Origin of the sequence: Paenibacillus sp. LjRoot56 (assembly GCF_964253335.1) — a bacterium.
GTDB lineage: Bacteria > Bacillota > Bacilli > Paenibacillales > NBRC-103111 > Paenibacillus_E > Paenibacillus_E allorhizoplanae.
Genome location: NZ_CAXURV020000004.1, coordinates 319,424 through 338,976 on the forward strand (window position 1 = coordinate 319,424; position 19,553 = coordinate 338,976).

The 19,553-nt window shown below is 42.5% G+C and carries 19 protein-coding genes; 5 read left to right on the forward strand and 14 right to left on the reverse strand.

The genetic code is table 11. From position 1 onward, the window contains the following. Positions 1–12: 12 nt before the first annotated feature. On the reverse strand, positions 13–348 hold the full coding sequence (nirD, locus tag ACSQ8O_RS27120; protein WP_436244207.1) for a nitrite reductase small subunit NirD: 336 nt from the start codon (positions 346–348) through the stop codon (positions 13–15). Positions 349–362: 14 nt separating this feature from the next. Next, positions 363–2,795, reverse strand: a complete 2,433-nt coding sequence (gene nirB, locus ACSQ8O_RS27125; protein WP_436244208.1) for a nitrite reductase large subunit NirB — start codon at positions 2,793–2,795, stop codon at positions 363–365. A 607-nt stretch (positions 2,796–3,402) separates the two neighbouring features. Here nirB and ACSQ8O_RS27130 point away from each other — a divergent pair. After that, positions 3,403–3,864, forward strand: coding sequence for a GNAT family N-acetyltransferase (locus tag ACSQ8O_RS27130; protein WP_436244209.1), 462 nt, complete (start codon positions 3,403–3,405; stop codon positions 3,862–3,864). Positions 3,865–3,948: 84 nt separating this feature from the next. Here the strand turns inward: ACSQ8O_RS27130 and ACSQ8O_RS27135 are convergent, their stop codons facing one another. Next, complete coding sequence (locus ACSQ8O_RS27135; protein WP_436244210.1) at positions 3,949–6,099, reverse strand: alpha-galactosidase; 2,151 nt, start codon at positions 6,097–6,099, stop codon at positions 3,949–3,951. Between the two features lie 107 nt (positions 6,100–6,206). Between ACSQ8O_RS27135 and ACSQ8O_RS27140 the strand changes: the two genes are divergently transcribed. Further along, a complete protein-coding gene (locus tag ACSQ8O_RS27140) occupies positions 6,207–7,082 on the forward strand; it encodes an AraC family transcriptional regulator (protein ID WP_436244211.1) in 876 nt (291 codons plus the stop codon). A gap of 106 nt (positions 7,083–7,188) precedes the next feature. Here ACSQ8O_RS27140 and ACSQ8O_RS27145 read toward each other — a convergent pair whose 3' ends face one another. Next, positions 7,189–7,518, reverse strand: a complete 330-nt coding sequence (locus tag ACSQ8O_RS27145; protein WP_436244212.1) for a hypothetical protein — start codon at positions 7,516–7,518, stop codon at positions 7,189–7,191. A 107-nt stretch (positions 7,519–7,625) separates the two neighbouring features. After that, positions 7,626–8,234, reverse strand: coding sequence for a transglutaminase-like domain-containing protein (locus ACSQ8O_RS27150; RefSeq protein WP_436244213.1), 609 nt, complete (start codon positions 8,232–8,234; stop codon positions 7,626–7,628). A 330-nt stretch (positions 8,235–8,564) separates the two neighbouring features. Between ACSQ8O_RS27150 and ACSQ8O_RS27155 the strand changes: the two genes are divergently transcribed. Together ACSQ8O_RS27155 and ACSQ8O_RS27160 are read left to right on the forward strand one after the other, a co-directional pair. After that, positions 8,565–8,996: a DUF1641 domain-containing protein gene (locus ACSQ8O_RS27155; protein ID WP_056621524.1), complete on the forward strand. Its 432-nt coding sequence runs from the start codon at positions 8,565–8,567 to the stop codon at positions 8,994–8,996. Positions 8,997–9,017: 21 nt separating this feature from the next. Beyond that, positions 9,018–10,199 (forward strand): NAD(P)/FAD-dependent oxidoreductase, encoded by a 1,182-nt coding sequence (locus tag ACSQ8O_RS27160; protein WP_236284500.1) that lies wholly within the window; start codon positions 9,018–9,020, stop codon positions 10,197–10,199. A 74-nt stretch (positions 10,200–10,273) separates the two neighbouring features. On the opposite strand, the gene ACSQ8O_RS27165 is transcribed toward ACSQ8O_RS27160, so the two are convergent. From ACSQ8O_RS27165 to ACSQ8O_RS27190, 6 genes are all read right to left on the reverse strand, one after another. Next, positions 10,274–11,260, reverse strand: coding sequence for a phosphotransferase (locus ACSQ8O_RS27165; RefSeq protein ID WP_436244214.1), 987 nt, complete (start codon positions 11,258–11,260; stop codon positions 10,274–10,276). Positions 11,261–11,423: 163 nt separating this feature from the next. Next, positions 11,424–12,722 carry an NCS2 family permease gene (locus ACSQ8O_RS27170; protein WP_436244215.1) on the reverse strand — a complete coding sequence of 433 codons (1,299 nt, stop codon included), beginning with the start codon at positions 12,720–12,722 and terminating at the stop codon, positions 11,424–11,426. Between the two features lie 36 nt (positions 12,723–12,758). Continuing rightward, the gene (locus ACSQ8O_RS27175) at positions 12,759–13,901 is read right to left on the reverse strand and encodes a GerAB/ArcD/ProY family transporter (protein WP_436244216.1); all 1,143 of its coding nucleotides are present in this window, start codon (positions 13,899–13,901) and stop codon (positions 12,759–12,761) included. 32 nt (positions 13,902–13,933) lie between these two features. After that, on the reverse strand, positions 13,934–14,143 hold the full coding sequence (locus ACSQ8O_RS27180; protein ID WP_436244217.1) for a hypothetical protein: 210 nt from the start codon (positions 14,141–14,143) through the stop codon (positions 13,934–13,936). Positions 14,144–14,168: 25 nt separating this feature from the next. Beyond that, a complete protein-coding gene (locus tag ACSQ8O_RS27185; protein WP_436244218.1) occupies positions 14,169–15,350 on the reverse strand; it encodes a Ger(x)C family spore germination protein in 1,182 nt (393 codons plus the stop codon). A 16-nt stretch (positions 15,351–15,366) separates the two neighbouring features. Next, on the reverse strand, positions 15,367–16,869 hold the full coding sequence (locus tag ACSQ8O_RS27190) for a spore germination protein (RefSeq protein WP_436244219.1): 1,503 nt from the start codon (positions 16,867–16,869) through the stop codon (positions 15,367–15,369). Between the two features lie 284 nt (positions 16,870–17,153). Between ACSQ8O_RS27190 and ACSQ8O_RS27195 the strand changes: the two genes are divergently transcribed. Further along, complete coding sequence (locus ACSQ8O_RS27195) at positions 17,154–17,372, forward strand: hypothetical protein (protein ID WP_436244220.1); 219 nt, start codon at positions 17,154–17,156, stop codon at positions 17,370–17,372. Positions 17,373–17,391: 19 nt separating this feature from the next. Here ACSQ8O_RS27195 and ACSQ8O_RS27200 read toward each other — a convergent pair whose 3' ends face one another. The 3 genes from ACSQ8O_RS27200 to ACSQ8O_RS27210 all read right to left on the reverse strand — a co-directional run bounded on the left by ACSQ8O_RS27200 (position 17,392) and on the right by ACSQ8O_RS27210 (position 19,529). Further along, on the reverse strand, positions 17,392–18,459 hold the full coding sequence (locus ACSQ8O_RS27200) for a Gfo/Idh/MocA family protein (RefSeq protein ID WP_436244221.1): 1,068 nt from the start codon (positions 18,457–18,459) through the stop codon (positions 17,392–17,394). 93 nt (positions 18,460–18,552) lie between these two features. Next, on the reverse strand, positions 18,553–19,191 hold the full coding sequence (locus ACSQ8O_RS27205; RefSeq protein ID WP_436244222.1) for a class I SAM-dependent methyltransferase: 639 nt from the start codon (positions 19,189–19,191) through the stop codon (positions 18,553–18,555). Positions 19,192–19,343: 152 nt separating this feature from the next. Next, positions 19,344–19,529: a twin-arginine translocase TatA/TatE family subunit gene (locus ACSQ8O_RS27210; protein ID WP_436244223.1), complete on the reverse strand. Its 186-nt coding sequence runs from the start codon at positions 19,527–19,529 to the stop codon at positions 19,344–19,346. Between the last annotated feature and the right edge of the window lie 24 nt (positions 19,530–19,553).

A 19,553-nucleotide genomic window follows, 5' to 3' on the forward strand; every position in this document is an offset into this window, starting at 1 on the left:
TACACCCCTTTGCTATGATGCCAAGATACTTTCTTCTGAAATATGCAAATACATTTCTCCACTCACTTCTTCGATCTCAACCTCGAATTTGGCCACACAGCCATCATCCGGTGCCTGAACAAGTCCGTTGTGCAGATCTATCTTCCAATCATGCAAGGGGCAAAATACATGATGATCACAAACAATACCTTCGGAAAGCTTACCCGCTTTGTGCGGGCAGCGATTTTCAATAGCTTTGATGACTCCGTCTGAAAGTTTGAACACAGCAATTTCTAAGTCGCCGATTCGTACAACTCGCGATCTTTTTACTGCAATTTCTGAAATATGGCCAATGTGTACCCTTTTCATATGCCTCATCCCTTCTATTTCAAAATCGACGCTGCCGATTGCTCTTCAATGGGTGAAAATGTTTGACGGAGTGCCTTTTCTTCAATAATCTCTTTCCAAGGATCTTTCAGCAGGGATAATGCTTTATTAATGCGGTCGTTGAATGCAGCGCGATCTTCGCTTGACGAAAGTGTTGTCTTAATGGTCTCTAGACCTACGCGCTCCAACCATTCCGATGTGCGCTCATTGTACTTCCCGGTTTCCCGATAGTATTGCAGGTAAGCACCAGACCATTCGAGCACTTCCTCTTCCGTCTTCACTTTGCATAAAAGATCAGTTCCACGCAGCTTCGTTCCTCCGTTACCGCCAACATGGAGTTCCCAGCCACCATCAATGGCGACTACACCAAAATCTTTGATTGTCGCCTCCGCACAGTTACGCGGGCAACCTGAGACAGCCATTTTAACCTTAGCTGGTGTATACAGCCGTTCGAACTTCTTCTCAAGTTGAATGCCCATGCCGATCGCATCTTGTGTACCAAAGCGGCAGAACGTGGAGCCCACGCATGTTTTCACTGTACGAAGTGATTTACCGTATGCATACCCTGAAGGCATATCTAGATCAGCCCACATGCCAGGCAGGTCCTCTTTCTTCACACCGAGCAAATCGATACGCTGTCCGCCTGTCACTTTCACTAGGGGAACTTCATATTTCTCAGCGATTTCAGCAATTTTCTTTAAGTCCTTCGGAGTCGTTACGCCACCATACATTCTCGGAACAACAGAGTACGTGCCATCCTTCTGAATGTTCGCGTGATTACGCTCGTTCACGAAACGAGACTCTCTTTCGTCCTCATGCTCTTCTGGCCACACCATTCCCAGATAGTAATTCAATGCTGGACGGCACTTGGAGCAACCTTCTGTATTGGACCATTCGAGAACGTTCATCACTTCTTTCGTCGTCGTAAGCTGCATGGTGCGGATCGCTTCAACAACTTCGTCACGCCCGAGCGTTGTACAACCACAAATCCCTTCCTTGACGGTCTTCACACCGTCTGCTCCAAGGACATAAGTAAGCACATCAGCTACTAGCGGCTTACACCCTCCGCAAGAAGCGGAAGCTTTGGTACAAGCTTTGATATCATTAACGCTGGAGCAGCCTTTCTCTTGAATCGCTTGGACAATGGCCCCTTTGGAAACACCATTACAGCCACATACGATTTCATCTGCGCTCATGCCAGCAACTAGATCAACACCTGACTTCGTCTTGCCTCCACCATCGCCAAGGAGTACCGTCTTTTCTTTGCCCGTTACATCCTCACCATTGCGAATCATTGCGAACAGTCTGGAACCATCGCTGATGTCACCGAACAAGACAGCCCCGATCACTTTCCCCTCACGAATGACAACTTTCTTATAGATGCCATCAAAATCATCTTGTACACGCACAGCACGCGTACCTGGTTTATCCGCATATTCACCTGCGGAGAAGACGTCAACACCAGAAACTTTGAGCTTTGTAGAAACGACGGAACCCTGATAGCCATCTGTACTAACACCTGCTAAACGCTTCGCTAGAACTGCTCCTTGCTCATATAGCGGTGCCACTAGACCGTATGCAACACCTCGATGCTCCGTACATTCACCAATGGAGTAAATATGTGGGACACTCGTTTCAAGGAAATCATTGACTACGATGCCTCGATTGATCTCAATGCCACTGTTCTTCGCCAGTGCCATGTTAGGTCTAATCCCAACAGCCATCACGATAAGATCAGCATCTACCTCTGAACCATCCGTGAAGCGAAGTCCAGTAACTCGTTTCTTACCTAAAATGGTTTCACTATTTTTCTTAAGCAGGAACTTCATCCCTTGTTGTTCTAATTCTTGTTGCAACATCGTGGATGCGGTTCTGTCGAGTTGAAGATTCATTAAATATTCGTTGATATGAACGACGGAAACTTCCATATTCAAGTTCAGCAATCCGCGCGCCGCTTCAAGCCCGAGTAGACCGCCTCCAATAACTACGGCTCTTTTGTAATTCTTGGCGGTTTCCATCATCGTCTCGCAATCTGCAATGTCGCGGAATGCAATCACACCTTCTTTGTCTGCACCGGGCAGCGGCAACATGAATGGCAGCGATCCAGTTGCCAGAATCAATTCATCATAGGCTACCGTGATTCCATGATCTGTACTAACGAGCTTGCGTTCTGTATCTATCTTGTTAACGGTATGACCCGTGTGCAAGGTAATGTTGTTATCCGTGTACCAAGACCAATCATTAATGACGATATCCTTCATATCTGCATCTCCAGCCAATACAGATGAGAGCAGGATACGGTTATAGTTTGGATGCGGTTCTTTCCCAAAGATCGTGATTTCATATGAGTTAGGTGCAAGTTTTAGCAATTGCTCAATACAATTAACACCAGCCATACCATTTCCAACCAAAACTATTTTTTTCTTCATCCTATGTCACGCTCCCATTCGAATTAAACTAACATGATGAGTAATGTTATATCTAAATTGTGTTGTAAAATGAATAATCGCTTTTTCATGTAAAATTATCTAACATTTATTTCTTGTTACCAATATACGCTGTTACATCGTTTTTTTCAACAAAAATTTGCCAATTCGTTGTAAATAAGCACATCGAATTTGAAAAACACGAACAATTACATATATTTCATTAATTTTCATACGTCTTTAGATTGATGTTTCCGCTTCCACTTCATTCAACCTTTAATTTAAACATCGATAAATTAACTAAATATCAACCATAATGTCATGTTATATAACAAAAATGAATGTGGGATTATTCATTTTTACAGTTATGTCATCTAATTCACCATAAAAACAAACTCAACTTCGCTGATTTCTTAAAGACACATTTGTTATGCTCTCATTAGAAATCTCATCCAACTGCAATCCCATGTCAGTTATCGCTATGTTTTCGTCAGATATATTCAAAATAATATGATAACCCATAAGAAAAGGTTATTTGTTATCAGTTTTACGTTAGTTTATATTACATATATACCTATTATGAAATTTATGGAAAGAGGAGGTACACTTTATGATTAAAACGAGGCGTTACTCCACGTTGGATACGGATGATTTATGGCGGATTCATTTATTAGTCATCTCCGAGGCAAATGTAGAACCTACTCATCAGCATTACCATGATATTTTACATATCCCTGAACAGTATTTGAAAGATGGCGGTGAATTTCTGGTAGGCACCGGATTAGACGGTAATGTGTTGGCCATGGGTGGCTTAAAGCTGCTTAAGGATGGCAAAGCCGAAATTAAGCGTCTTCGTGTTCATCCTAGTCATCAGAAGAAGGGATATGGTCAACAGATTCTCTCGCAATTAGAGGAAAAAGCTAGAGAACTCGGCGTCAACCAACTGATTCTTGACACGCTTTCTAATCAACTCGGTGCCCAAAAGTTATTTGTGAAAAATGGCTACCAACAGAAAGGTCCAGCTACCATCGATGGTTTCCACGTCTTTCTATATGAGAAGGCACTCGTATAAGCGAGATAACAAAAGAGGTTAGCCCTATGTCATTGAAGACAATGGGCCAACCTCTTCTTTGTTGCTCATCCAATAAGCCAATAATTAGGAAATCGATGAAATGTCATACCGATACATAATGAAAGTAAATGGCGCTGGTCGAGTAACTACATATTCTCCTTGCTGTGTAGATTCCCAGACCACTTGAAGCTGCGTTTGCGGAATTAACACATCATCTTTTATATCCATTCGCAGCAACTCGGTGACGTTTAACTCACCACTCAAGCCCCACAGTTTCATAACTGCGGTGTCGGATTCGTGCAGCTCGCGGAAGATGATGAAATAACCGTGCATTGGGCTGCAAATACTTTGCAAACCTGTCCATCTAGCACCCGATGGTTCTTCACCTATAGGTAACACTTGTCCAGCTAAGATCTCAGCATGATAAGGCTTCATCGCCTGAACGATCTTAGACAAGCAAGCCATTTGCTGATCTGTTAATCTCATTAGTTCCATCCAGGCTAATGGATTCGAGAACGCTGTTGCTGCGAAAGCATAGACTTGCCCGCATGCATCCGGAGCTAAAGGATCTTCCGCATAGTTATCCATGTTGCGATTCACATTCAAGAATTCCATTTGCAGTCTCGAAGATGGTAAATAAGGAGCTAACATCCAAAGATTGCGCAGCGTCCAGTGAGGATAATAATTTTTCCAATCCGTGTAGCGATTTTCAAGATAAATACTTCCATATTGGGTTTGCCCAAAGTAACCTAGTCTCTTCTGAGCAGTCGTATCGATATTGAAATCAACTTGCCCATTGGTCGCTTTCTGAACGTAACGCATCATATTCAATAAACGAATCTCGCCCAGCTTAGATCGTATCTCAATCCCATCTAATTTAAACGCACGAATATTGTAATTTCGATGGAGATGCAATAAGGTAGCAATATCCCTCTCCCAATTCATATAGTCATGGACTGAGTCTGGAGAGTACCATAAGCCTAAGGCAACCCCCAGTTCCTTGGCTAGTGCAACGATGGGTGCGAGTCCGTTCGGAAATCTGTCCGGGTGAATCTCCCAGAAATCCCCATCACCACTATAATAATCGCTCCACAACCCTCCATTCGCTTTCGTTGCTGCATGCACAGAATTACTCGTTACCCCTTTCTGCCAACCGTCATCAATTTGCATGATGCTTAGTCCAAGGCCGGCTGCCGCCTGCAATTCTTTGATCAAAAACGACTCGCTTATGGCGCCATCTTTCGAGCGATCCCCCCATGTATTGCTCATTATGAAGCTATCTCTATCCGAATTGTGCGGACGCAGATTCCGATGGTACGTTTCAAGCAAGTTATATCCACCGAGCATAGTCCCATCGTAAACACCAACAGTTACGCCATAAGAGGTGATGTCTTCTTTTTGTCGTAGATTTTCTTCAGCGATCCCCGTCCCTTCCAGGCTCAAACGTTTCCCGCGAAATTGAAATTCCATCTGAGAGTTACCGAATATCCCCAATTGTGTTGGACCTTCTTTAATAATTAACAAACCGCTTTCATGCAGTGTTTTCGTAAGAAACAGCAGATTTCCTCGTAAGCTTCGCTTCTCATTGACGTATAACAACCCAGTGTCGCGACTTACGAGATTATTATTCGTATCCGTCTGATCAAGAAATTGAATAGATGTCCATCGGCAATGAAGATCTCGAAGTACCATATGTTCACAATAATCAGCCAGCGCAGCGTGATGTTGCTTATTATTCGTGTCAAGTTGAAGTGCAGGAGTGGACAGATTGCTATTTGCTTTGAAATCATCTTTTCTCCAGACAAGGGATCGCTCCATATCTGATGAGAGATAATTGCTTTGGACAGTACTGTCTTGAATCACAGTTATCTCATGTCGAATGAATGGTGCTTCAGGATAGATCTTCAATGTCAATCGTTGGATAGCAGACATATCTTCAACGTGAATATCTACATTCGTTTGTAAATAAGGCTGAGATACGCCATAGTCATTCTCAACGAAAGTTGAGATGAAAATGGCATGCGGCTGCTGGTCATTAAACATTCCTGGAATTTGAAACATCGGAGTATCGGATTCAGCTGTGAGCCATTCCTGATTAGTATTTTTATCTAGAATAGAGACATTAACTGGACAGCCGCCGGCAAATGACCAACACCGTTCAATCTTGGCATTCCCAATCCGTAAATACATCCCTTCGACACGAACATAACAATCCAGCCATTCCTTAAGCAGCATATCTTCAGCAACCTCCATTATGGTAATATATTATCTAATACGGACATTATATATCCTAGAAAGAATAGAAAATATAGTAACATTTTGAAGAATGGTGGTAAAATATTGTGCATAAATCTTATGGCTTTAGATACACAGAAGATGCGAATCGCCATCTGTTTAAGCTACTCTCGATCGGACACAGCTCGGTGACTGACGAGAACTACCAATGGAATGGACTAAAGCGCGGCGGGCAAGGGGTCATCTTTCAATGGACAATAAAAGGTGCAGGTAAACTTCGGATTGGGAAAGAGCATTACACCGTCCCGAAAGGTCATGCATTTGTGGTGACTATCCCTAACGATCATGAATATGCATTCGATGCGTCATTGTGCGATCAATGGGAGTTTATTTGGATACGTTTCGAGGGGTTTAAAGAGGAATGGTTGCGACAAGATTTGCCTCAAACGTATGGGCCTGTTTTTGAAATCCTTCCTGATGCAGCTCCTCTTCAACTTCTATGGCGTCTGTATTCAGATACAGCTGAGAACAAATTAAATGATCGATTTGATCTCTCACTTCGCATTTATGAATGGATGCTTTCGCTACATCGTTGTTTATTGGATGGAAACGTGCCAACAAGTTTAGAAATCCCCTCCGCCTACAAGCGCGTTGCCACTTATATCCAGGAACATATTGCTGATGACCTTACTTTGGATCGGTTAGCAGAAGTCGCACAGCTCGATAAATATTATTTATGTAAAATGTTCCCCCACTACTTCCGCATAACCCCGATGGACTATGTTCGGAACCGACGAATCGAGAAAGCGGCAGAGCTGCTACGCGATCATGGACTGTCCATTACAAACGTTGCAGCACTATGCGGCTATACCAGCTTGAGCTACTTCGGGAAGGTATTCCATAAAATGGCGGGACTATCCCCCCTTGCGTTCCGCCAATTGGAACTCAGTGAGAGCGAAGATTACTTACGATTCTTGGAGTGATTGCGCTTCGGGCTCCCACGGCAAGCAATAAGGCCCTTTTTTTGCCTTATTGCTGCGGTAGGTTTATTGTCATGCACAAATACAAAAAAGAACCCCGAAGGATTCTCTAAGTACTGCTATTTGTTCCACTATCACTGCTGCCACCGCTATCAAATCCGCCACTACTGCCGCTATCTGAACTCCAGCTGCTACCGCTGTCCGTACTTCCTGTACTACGATCGTCACAATTCTCACTTTTGTAATCTGCAGAGTTGCCATTCGAATCATAATTACCTGATTGATTGTTATCCAAATGAAGTTGATGATGATTATCCATTGGCATGGGATTCATGGTAGTCGTAGGGTTGTCGAAATTCGACTGAGACTTGCGGTGCCCACCACCTGATCCAGCACCTGTTGTAACAAGTGAGGCAATAATGCCAATTATAGCTACCAAGAAAAATAGTCCAAGTATCATCGTGAACGACCTTCCTCATCTACAACATATTTTACAATTAATGTATTCGCTGTAAATGAGAGATATCCTTTGCATCTCACTTTTAACTACAAAGAAGTAGGCAAACCAAGCTGATACATCGTGAGACAATCCGTACTTTGTTTTAATGATTGAATGGTTTTTGGATTCGGAGCTGCATAAATGTGCAAATAATCCATTTCGCCATATTCATCGCGGATTGGAAATGCCAATTTCTCTTCAGTTAGTGAGAATTCCGCATGTATGCCTGGTTTATTCCCACGTGCATCAAGTCGAATCCATTTGCCAATTGTATGTAAGTAAACAGCATTTAACGCATGGACACAATAACCTGTATCAGGAGTATCTCCTAATGTAAGTCTCTGATAACAGAAACCCGTTGGTATTCCGTTACTTCTTAAAATAGCACATAACAAATTCGATTTCGCATAACAGATGCCTTCGCTAAAATGGAGGACTTCAGAAGCATTACAAGTAATTCGAGAACTTTGAATATCCCAAGAATGTGCAATGCTGTCACGGACAAAAACAAAGGCTCGCTTTACAAAGTCAATCTCGTTAAGAGATCCTGCGTGTAATTCTTCAGCCTTCTCTTTAATCGTTATGTGGCTATAGTTTACTTCCTTCGATTCAACTAAATAATCTTCAATTACGTTCGATTCACATAACAAGTGCATCTTACATTCTCCTCAACAAAGACTTTAACTTTGTAATAATTATGCAATATTATGCATTAATATTCAACCAAATAGAAAGGGACGCCCTTCTCTAATCAGCTCCTTTTATCTATCCAGTGATGGCTATGTATTTGATCCAACAATTTCCAATCAAGTTAACAACTTCAGTATAAAATCAATCTGAAATAGTTAGACTGAGCTAATTCTAGGTCGAGTTGTGTTTTATATAGGAGTTGTTCACCAATTTGAAATATCTGCCTTTATAAATTTATTGTCAAAAGGTGTAGAATAATGTAATACGTTTTCTTTACGCAAAGGAGGATTTGTCATATGTCTCAGACATCAACTATTCAAGAAGCACCCGTTTCAATTGTTACTGAACCCAAATCATTAGACGTACTTGACCAATTACTGAAGCCCGAGGTGCAAGAATCGTTAACACTTCTGGTGGATAATCTCCCTAAATTAGCCGAAATGGTTAACATGCTAACCAAAGCCTACGATTTTGCACAAAACGTAGCGACTGACAAAGTACTCATCAATGATTTTGCTCAAGGTATTGGGGAATTCGTAAAGCCAGTACAAGAGACAGCAAAAAACATCGCATCGGCAGCTATTGAAGCTGGTGAGCGGTCGCAAGCTGACGTTGGTACAACCATCGGTCTATTCGGTATGTTGAAAATGCTGAAAGACCCTGAAGTACAGAAAACACTTCGATTTGCTCAAGCATTCTTGAACGTACTCGCTGAACGAAAAAATTAATCCGGACAAGGGATGGTAACGATGGCTAAACAAATACTAATTCTTGGCGGCGGGTACGGTGGTCTCTTGACTGCGTTAACCGCACGTAAACATTTATCAGCTTCAGAAGCTAACATTACGATCATCAATAAATTCTCAACGCACCAAATCATTACCGAATTACACCGATTAGCAGGCGGCACGATTAAAGAACAGGCCGTTGCACTTCCTCTTCAAAAACTATTAGGCGATAAAAATGTCAATATCGTGGTTGACACGATCCAAGAGATTAAACCAAATGAGAAACAAGTTCTTACAAGCAGCGGTGCTGTACATAAATACGATGCGCTAGTTGTAGCGCTTGGCAGTGAAACGAACTACTTTGGCATTCCGGGATTGGAAGCGAACAGTTTAATTCTGAAATCAGCTTCTGACGCTAACCGAATTCGTGCTCATGTTGAAGCTCGCTTGGACGCTTATAAAGCTTCTGGGAATAAGGCGGATGCAACGATTGTCGTTGGTGGCGGTGGTTTAACTGGTGTTGAGCTCGTCGGTGAATTCGCAGATAAGCTTCCTGAAGTATGCCGTGCTAAAGGAATTGATTTCAATGATATCTCCATCTACTGTGTGGAAGCAGGTCTTTCCATTCTTCCTGTATTCCCATCTGTTCTCATTGAGCGTGCTGTCACAAGTCTCGAGAAGCGTGGAGTTACCTTCTTGACGGGTGTTGCCATCACAGAAGCTACGAATAATTCGGTTTCGTTGAAAAGCGGACAAACAATCGAGGCAAGCACGATTATTTGGACAGGCGGCGTCAAAGGCAACCAAGTTGTCGGCAGCTGTGGCATCGCAGAAGATCGCGGCCGTGCTACAGTAACTTCGACACTGCAATCCACATCTCACGAGGATATCTTCTTGGCAGGTGATTGCGCAGTTGTCTTCCCTGAAGGAAGTGAAAGACCTTATCCCCCTACTGCACAACTTGCTTGGCAAATGGGTGAGACGGTTGGTTACAATTTGTCCGTTCAACTTAAAGGCGGCGTCATGGAGAAATTCGTACCTGTGTTCTCCGGAACACTAGGCAGCCTTGGACGTAAAGATGGTATTGGTACTATCGGCGGTAAGAACACACAGTTGAAGGGCTTACCAGCTACACTAATGAAAGAAGCAAGCAACGTTCGTTATCTTTCACATATTCATGGCCTATTCGCTTTAGCTTATTAGTTAACACAGATGTCTCCCAACCTATATGGTTTGTGAGACATCTTTTTTTATTCTCTACACATTGTTGATCGTTGCTATTGGTTGAGATACGACTCGATCATATATTGCGTCTTCTCCTTGTCTTTCTGCAATAACTCATTGATTTGATTCACAGTCATACGACTGAATTTGCCACAAATCAGATTGCGGCACAGATTGTGAGGAAACGCCAAATCCAGATAGAGCACCTTCATTTCTCGCTTAGACAACAAGTTCCTTTTCAGATAGGCTCGCATTACCTTAAGAAAAGCTTGATGATTCCAAACTCTCGACTTCTTGATCATGGCGTATAGCAATCGATTCATGTCCCTGGAAGGCAAATCATATCGAACAAATTCCCAATCAATGATATAAATCTTTCCTGCTTCATCCAGTAAAATATTTTGAGTATGAAAATCATGATGGCTTAGCACGACTTGAATGTCAGGTTCCCCCCAGGACATGCAACTCCCCTGTTGCTTCAATTGTACCTTTACAAACTCACCCGTTCTCATGTAAAAATCAATATAAGCAAATACTGCTTTACGCCAAGGTTCTTCAACGCATGCATTGGATTCTCTCCATTTTCCCAAAAAGTGAAGAGCTTCTTCATACGCTTGCTCCCACTTTGCTCCCCCCATCCGGATTTGACTATGAGAATCTTGAAACTCTTTGGATATCGCATGCATCCTGCCCAATAAATCAGCTAACCGAACTACTTGGTCTAAGTTAATCAGTGGATAAGGTACGGCACAAATCCATTCCTGAAGGACATAGAAATAACCTTTATACTTCACGTAATGCTTGTTCTCATTTGTCTGATAAACGGTCGGAATATGAATGCCCCGGCATCTAAGAAATTCTTCGGTATTTACCATGAACTGCAAGCCGTGCTCCTCCATTTGCATCCTTTTCAATATAAAACAGCCTTGGTGCGCAATGATTTTCATAACATAAGAACGTGAAGTTTTACGAATGAGTTCAACCTGTTGAATTGACAAATCATATTTGATCGCAATTTCTGCGAGTAGCCCTTTCCCCATCTGCACCACTCTCTCACTATAGTAGTTCTAGATAGTTTATGTTCCTTGTCCAGAAAGGCATGGTATGAAAGCGGATCATGTTTTGCCCAATTGAGAGATGATAGAAAAACTAAAAAGCAGTACGCCGCGGCGCCTGCTTTACGACATATTCATTCATTTATAGTTAATGAGTGAAAAATACGATTTGAACAAAAAACAACATCGCAAAAAGATAGAAAATAGGATGTACGTCCTTTCTTTTGCCGCGAATGACTTTGAGTATCGGGTAGACAATGAATCCAATGCCAATCCCCGTGGCTATACTGTAGGTCAATGGCATCAGAACAACGATCAAAAATGCTGGAAACGCCTCCTCCAGGTCCTGCCACTCAATTTGTCGCAACACATTCATCATGAGGAAACCCACAATGATTAAAGTAGGTGCCGTTATGGCCGGTATACTCGCAAGAACAGCAATAATCGGTGAGAACAATAAGGTCAACGCCAATAGCAGACTTACAATAACAGCAGTCAATCCTGTTCTTCCACCAACTGCGACACCTGAACTGGATTCGATATAAGCGGAGGTTGGACTTGTACCCAGTAATGCCCCCGTTGTGGTGCCAACCGCATCTGCCAGAAGAGCACCTCTCGAACGAGGAAATTTATTCTCTTTAAGAAGGCCAGCCTGCTCAGCAACACCTAACATGGTACCTGTCGTATCAAATAATGTGATCAACAGGAATGTGAAAATAACCGCATATAACCCACTTGTAAAAACACCCTTGATATCAAGTTGAAAAGCCGTAGCCACTAATCCCGTTGGAGCTGCCACGAAGGTATCTGGCAAAGCTAATAGCCCATATATCCATGCAAGTACGGCAGTGATCAGCATGCCGAAGAATAAATATCCGCGTACCTGATACGCCAGTAATACAAGTGAAATGATGAGTCCGATCAAGGTAAGTGCCGTCATGGGCTCCCTCAAATTGCCTAACGTGAGTAAGGTTGCTGGAGAGCTCACAATAATTTTCGCATTTTGTAAACCAATGAAGGTGATAAAGAGTCCAATTCCTGCAGTAATGGCGTGTTTTAGGCTAGTGGGAATCGCATCGAGTAATACATAACGAAAAGAAGTGAGCGACAGTACAATGAACAAAACTCCAGCGATAAAAACAGCTCCTAATGCGATTTGCCATGGCACCCCATTCCCTCCCACAACAGTAAATGCAAAATAAGCGTTTAATCCCATACCTGGTGCAATCACAATCGGATAATTGGCAAAGAGCCCCATAATCAGTGTTGCTACAATACTTGCAAGTACTGTAGCCATGAAAACACCATGGAAATCCATCCCCGTTGTGCTTAATATCCCAGGATTTACGATCACGATATAAACCATCGTTAGGAATGTCGTCACACCCGCCATTAGTTCCATTGCTACGGAAGTCCCGCGTTCTTTCAATTTGAATAGTTGATCCATGGTCGTCCTCCTGAGATTAGGTTTTGTTCAGTGTCATTATTCAGGCCCCAACTTCGTGTCGTTCCGTGGTACCTTTTTTCGTTTATCTCGGAGATCACAGATATAAAACATGATCAGCAACACAGCGGGAATCATGACACAAAAAGAAATGTCAAACCAAGCATAGTAAGACTCAAGAATCGCATTATATTCTGTAATATTAGGCGTACCCACAACTGTTCCTACGAGTAGCAGCATGCCAATTGGTATTGTTAGCATATGACTCTCCTTCAACTGAAACAGTTCTGCAAGACCTGATGTCAAGGAGAAAAAGAGGAGCAATGTTTTGTAAAACACCGTTATGAACCACAGAAAAGCCATAACTGCCTCTAACCGCTCCAAGAAATGTCCTATCGTTATTTTCTGTGCGAGTACGAAGGTCGGATAATATTTCGTTTCCATTAAATTTGGACCTAACACAAGTACACATAGAATCACAATGACAAATAAAATGGCACCACCAATTGCGTAACCTATTAAGATTGGTTTAGTTAGTGTTGTAGAACCGACAACATTGGATACTAGCATGAGAAGTACAATCATTTCTGTAAAAGCAGTTACAAAAGCCATGATAGCTCCCTTGAAAATGACGCCCATTCCTTCTGCCGCAATAGGTTTTAAGTTTGAGAATTCCACTTGAGGCAGTAATAAAACAAAGAGAACTAGAAATAAAAGCATAAACACAGGAAAGAGAAGCTCTCCCATTCGTGCAAACGCTTCGACACCATACCTGTAGGCGATAATAATGACCAAAATGAATACAACGATGATGGCATTTATAGGCGTTTCAGGCATTAATTGCGTTGTCATAAACTGACTCATCTCACTTAACAAAGTAAGTGAACACATATAGAATTCGAACAGAAATAAAAAGATGAACAAACTCCCAAACCAAACACCCAGATTTAGTCTGATTAGATTAAAAAGTCTTCGCCTACGAAGCTTGTTTGCAATACTAGCGAATATACCTGCCACAACAAACCCAAGGCATATGGCTAACAACATTGACAACCACGCATCCTGTTTGGAAATGGCCGCGAGGATGGTCGGCAGAATGAGAATCGAATCTCCAATAACGCCAAGAATGATTAAAATCGTAAATTGGCGTACGGATATGGTAGCATTGTCAAATGTTCTCATTCGAACCTCCTTGTCCCTGCATCCAGCCTAATTTAAACAATCCAACCGAACATCCATTCAATAATTTTGAATGGATTTGGTAGTACAAATTCTAATGTTAGCAATACATACAAGCCACTTGCTATCAGCAGAAGCATAGTGAAAATGACAAACTCGCGTCTATGATTTTGACGTAATAATTTAGGTGCTTCTAGCCAGAACGTACCTGCGGCTAATGCAAGAACAGTAAGTACTGACGCCATCCACGACCAAGTCCTCTCTCAATCCCTATTGCATGGTTGAATTCCCAATTGTACCCGTTTTTCTAATAAACAATTCAATCTTGTAGTTGACATTTGTTTGAAGAAACATGTCATCATTCCAAGTATCTTTAACTTCTTTCCAATACGCAGGCTGATCCTTTCCGAGCTGACTACCAAAACCGAGTATATCCGATTTCATTTTCTTAGCACGTGAAACGACAGCTTCCACATGTGCTTGAATGATTTGTTTCGTTTCTTGCTCTAGTCGTTTGATCGTTTGAGGATCCGTCAAATCGACATCTCTGCATTGTCTGCCCACGATGTTCGCTTCCGAACGAATGGACACATCTATCACAGGTTTGCCGTTCTGAACGCTTGCTTTTAACTTAGATTCCGATGATGTAATTTCAATTCCCATATATTTCTGTTCAGCACAGGGAATCTCAACAGATGTACTATCCAATTTGTTTGTTATGTCTGTATATCCTTTACTTTCCTGCTCATTCAACCAGCCAATTAACTTGTCTTCTTTAAAAACTGCGATACCCGTGTAGCGGAACCGGCTGGGAGGTTGAAAAAATTCTACATTCATTTTCGATTTACCCATAGAAGGATCACCAATTAATTTAATACCTGTTAACGCTAGTTCGAAACCTTTGCCAGACAGCTTATTCAACGCTTCATCCATCGTCATGGCTACCGTCGGTGCCCATGACTTTTGTGAGGTTTGTAGTGATTGCTGCATACTATAACTAGGTAATTTCTCGACGGGTGTAAATAGTTTCAAAATATTCTCCGCCATATCTCCTCTTGCTACAACAATGTTAAAATCCATGCGCAATTCATTATCACGGACGGAATTATCGAGAAAATCTTTAACCCCTCGCTTCGCCAATTCCTCTCCAATGACATACAATTGCAAATGTCCCATGTACACTTTCCGTGGTGCCTCTGCTGTTAATGACCTGGCAGCCTCGAACATTGTCTTTCCTCTACCCTGATAGAGCGTGCTAGGCGGACGATCCCCCCCTCTTCGTTGGGCAGATATTTCACTTGGATTAACAACTTGAAAGGACACCAAATACTCGCCATCCTTCCAATCCACACCGACTCCAAGGACAATAAGCAACTCATTTAACTCACGTCTGCTCCAACACCCAGTTAGCATGAGTAAGCAAAGTATCAACACCGTTAATTTATATTTCACCCTAAAGCGCCTCCCTCTAACGCTTTCGTATTCGATCACTGCCTTCATCGAGTGATGTCTCAGGACGCTTAAACACAAGCCATCTCGGTAAACGAACCAGCGTATCCTCTAAATCTGCTTTTCGGTATGGTGAAAATGGAGACATAAAAGGCTCTCCGAAAGAACGAAGAGCACACAAATGAAGCAATAACACAAACATCCCCATGGCAATCCCGAATAACCCAAAACTTGCCGCAGCCCCCATAAATACAAACCGAAGCAGACGTACTGGAATAGACATGCTATACGCTGGCAGCGTAAATGTTGAAATGGCTGTTACTGAAACGACAATAACCATGGCTGCCGAGACAATTCCCGCTTCTACCGCAGCTTGTCCAATGACAAGTGTGCCAACGACAGACACGGCTTGTCCAATCGCTCGCGGCATGCGAAGACCCGCTTCTCGCAAAATTTCGAAGGTCACTTCCATGACAAGCGCTTCAACAAAAGCGGGTAGCGGCACCCCTTCACGTTGCGCCGCCAGCCCGATTAACAGTGAAGCTGGCAGCATATCGCGATGAAAAGTCGTTATTGCGATATAAATGGAAGGCAGCAGCAAAGAGATGAATACCGTGCTAAATCGAAGTAGACGAAGCAGAGTTGCATAATAGGCTCTTTGATAATAGTCCTCCGCTGATTGAAAAAAAGTAACGAGTTGCGTAGGTACTAGTAAAATATTAGGTGTGCCATCTACAAGAATCGCTACCTTCCCTTCTAACAATTGGGCCGCCGTGGTGTCTGGGAGCTCAGAATTGAAAATAGTTGGAAAAAGTGAATACTTATTATCCTCGATTAATTCCTCAATATAACCGCTGTCCAAAATGCTGTCGATATCAATTGCATTTAATCTAGAACGTACGAGTTCGATTACGGATGGCTTGGCAATCCCGTTCATGTACATGATCGTTACGTTGGTTTTTGTCATCCGACCGATAGACATCGTCTCCAGCCACAGCCTTGGGTCTTTTATTTTACGTCTAATTAACGAAGTATTGGTGCGCAGTGTCTCGGTAAAACTTTCCCTAGGTCCACGTACGGACGTCTGGTTCGTGGATTCAGTAACATCTCGTCCCTTCCACTGACGAATGTCTGCGCGATACGCGTAATGCTGCTGATTAAATAAAATAATAGCCTCGCCTGAAAGTAAATTCGCATACATAGCTGCCATATCCGCTACGGTTTGAATGGAACCCAATCCAGTTAGCAGCTCTTTGGCAATTGTTTCTGCAACCGAATTGTCTCCATGTGCGTCCTGTGTGACATTCCTAACCATCATTTTTAACACATCGAAAATATACGTATTAATGGCCAATGTATCGGAAAGTCCATCGATATACACTACTGCGGCCGCTACTATCAAAGTGCCATCATCTTGTATTTCACGTATGACGACATCGTCGCTTCCGCCTAAATCCTTCATGATTCGTTCAAGGTTTATTTCAACATTCGGGTCAATAGGAATCGTTGCATCATCTGGCATGATGTGAATCCCTCCTTATTCTCATCCCTTCCCCATTATGACCATTTGACTTGGTAGATAAACGGTGATGAATGATTAGGCCAATTCTTGTTGGAACAACAAAAAGCCGTTACCAAAAGGTAACGACTAGAATTACATAGTAGAATAAGAAAGAACATATCTCGCTAAATTCGCATTTCGTTGATAACTACGAATATACTCAAGTAACAACGGAACGATTAAGAACATTTCTTACGATTCAGCCAGCCGCCATGCGGCGGCGACCGAAGGGGAGGGCGATATTCATGATGATGACCTTGACATCCGATGGAGATCTATTTATAGCCGCGCTATCTCAAACAACGGTATCCGTGTGGCAAACAGATGAGAATGGTGTTTTCTGTGAAGTTGATCGCGGTATCATTGAAGAGTTCACAAGAATATCCATTCGAATGAGTACGATCACCGATGAGATTGCCTTTTATTTTCGCGACGATGGGACGGAATTTCGAGTTGAAACCTAAAACCAAATCTGCCTGATTGTTATAGATAACTAATTCGTTTGCCTGATCTAGCCGATTCGTACACATCCATAACGAGATTGAATGCTTTAAAGCCTTCAGGCCCATTCAAACCGTAGCTACGATCCGATAAGAGATGGTCATAGAAATCAGCAATTTGAGTCCCGTGGCTGATGCCCCAGTACGATTTGGCCCCTAGATTCGTCGTTTCTGGTGAAGTCAGCATCGTTTGCTCACCATCCATCACGCGATACAACGTATCACCTGTGAGTACGAGTTTCCCTTTTTCAAAGACAAGCTCAATCTCAACAGGGGAATTTACCCCATATGAGTTCGTTGCATAAAAGATAGCCGTTGCTCCACCTCGGTACGTAAGGTGTGCATGAACGGTGTCTTCTACTTCAATAATTCCCTCAAGTGAATCTGTCGACATGGTTCCTTTAATACTAGCTACTTCGCCGCCTATCCATTGTAGTAAATCTAACGTATGAATGGACTGGTTAATCAGGACGCCACCGCCTTCTGTGGCCCATTTCCCTTTCCACTCCGTTTGATAATAGGAAGCATCTCGGGACCAAGTGACAATTCCTTTTAGACAAAGTAACTTCCCTAGTTCACCGGATTGGGCGGTTTTCTTCATGATTTGGGAGGCCGGATTATATCGATTTTGGAAAATAACACCAAGCTGTACATGCGGATTCGCTTCTGCTGCACGTAACATCGTTAGCGCTGCTTCTTTCGTTTCAGCCAACGGCTTCTCTGTAAGAACATGCTTACCCGCATGAAGCGCATCAACCGCCATTGGCGCATGTTGGTAATGTGCTGTACATATGTGAACGACGTCAATATCAGGATTTTTCAACATTTCGAGATAATCCGTGTAATACGCACAGTCATACGTTTCTGCTGTTTGAGCCGCTAACTCGGCGTTCGAGTCAACTACGGCCACGAGCTTCGCTGTTGGTATTTGTGAAATAGCTTTCAGATGTACGCCGGAAATCGCCCCGCAACCAATAAGTGCAATGCCAATCTGTTTCATTGGAATCCCCTTTTCTGCTTCGATATAATGGTCCAACTTGATGTTATACATGTATATATTAGAGGTTCGCTCATTCCACACCAAATCCTTTACGATTCTGCATGCGGAAATTGACCACTTATTGCTTTATCATGACTTTTCCGCTTACTTGCGTGGTTTTAGTGCAATTTCCCACAGCTTCTTCTTATTGGTATACCGATCCATTTCGTACTCCTCTATATGCAGGTAAGTCCACTTTTCTTTATCAAAAAATCGCTCTATCTCTTCTCGATCAAAAAACCTACGGTATATCCCTTCCGATTCCATTAAATATCTATCTATCGTTGGAATGACGTTTCCTTTATTGCTAATTTCATTGGTTGAATTCAACCTGCAAAGTAAAATACCATCTGTTTTCAGCACGTTATAGAGATCTCTGATGACTTCATGGGTAGTCGCTTCATTGAAATAATGAATACTGAGATCAGCAATGAGGATTTGTACAGAATCTTTATGAAAAGGAAGCCCCTCTGTCATATCCAAACAAAGCGTTTGAATATTCGGAAAGAATGATTTCAATGTATGGATGGCCACTTCAGAGATATCACAAGCGATTGGCGACAGCCCATGTTCTACAAGGTACTTAGCGTTATTACCAACACCACAACCAAGATCAACGATAAGATCTTCCTGGCTTGTTGTTGATACGTATTCATGCCAGTATTTGTCCAACCAGTTATCGAAAGTAGGTTTGAGGTCGGGCCTTTGATACGATTCATTCCAATATTGTTCTAGTGATTTCATTACTTAGCTCCATTCGTTATTCGATTTTCTTCCATATATACTACTGCAGCAAGAAGTAAAATCCAAGGTATGAATAAAAAATAAGCTGCCCAGTGAAGCAGCTTACGCTTCCTCTGGACAGCCCTCTTATACACTCCATTATCTCAGCAAAATCAATTAGAATCCTTCTGCTTATCTTTCGTCTCTTCTTCCTCTAATAATCCCTTCGTTCCTTGTCTAAACTCCTTGATCGTTGTTCCGAAAGCACGACCTAGTTGCGGAAGCTTCGTTGGTCCGAATAAAAGCAATGCAACTCCTACGATTACAATAAGACCTGGTATGCCAATACCTGATAACATATGAGTCACCACCCTTCCCTTCAT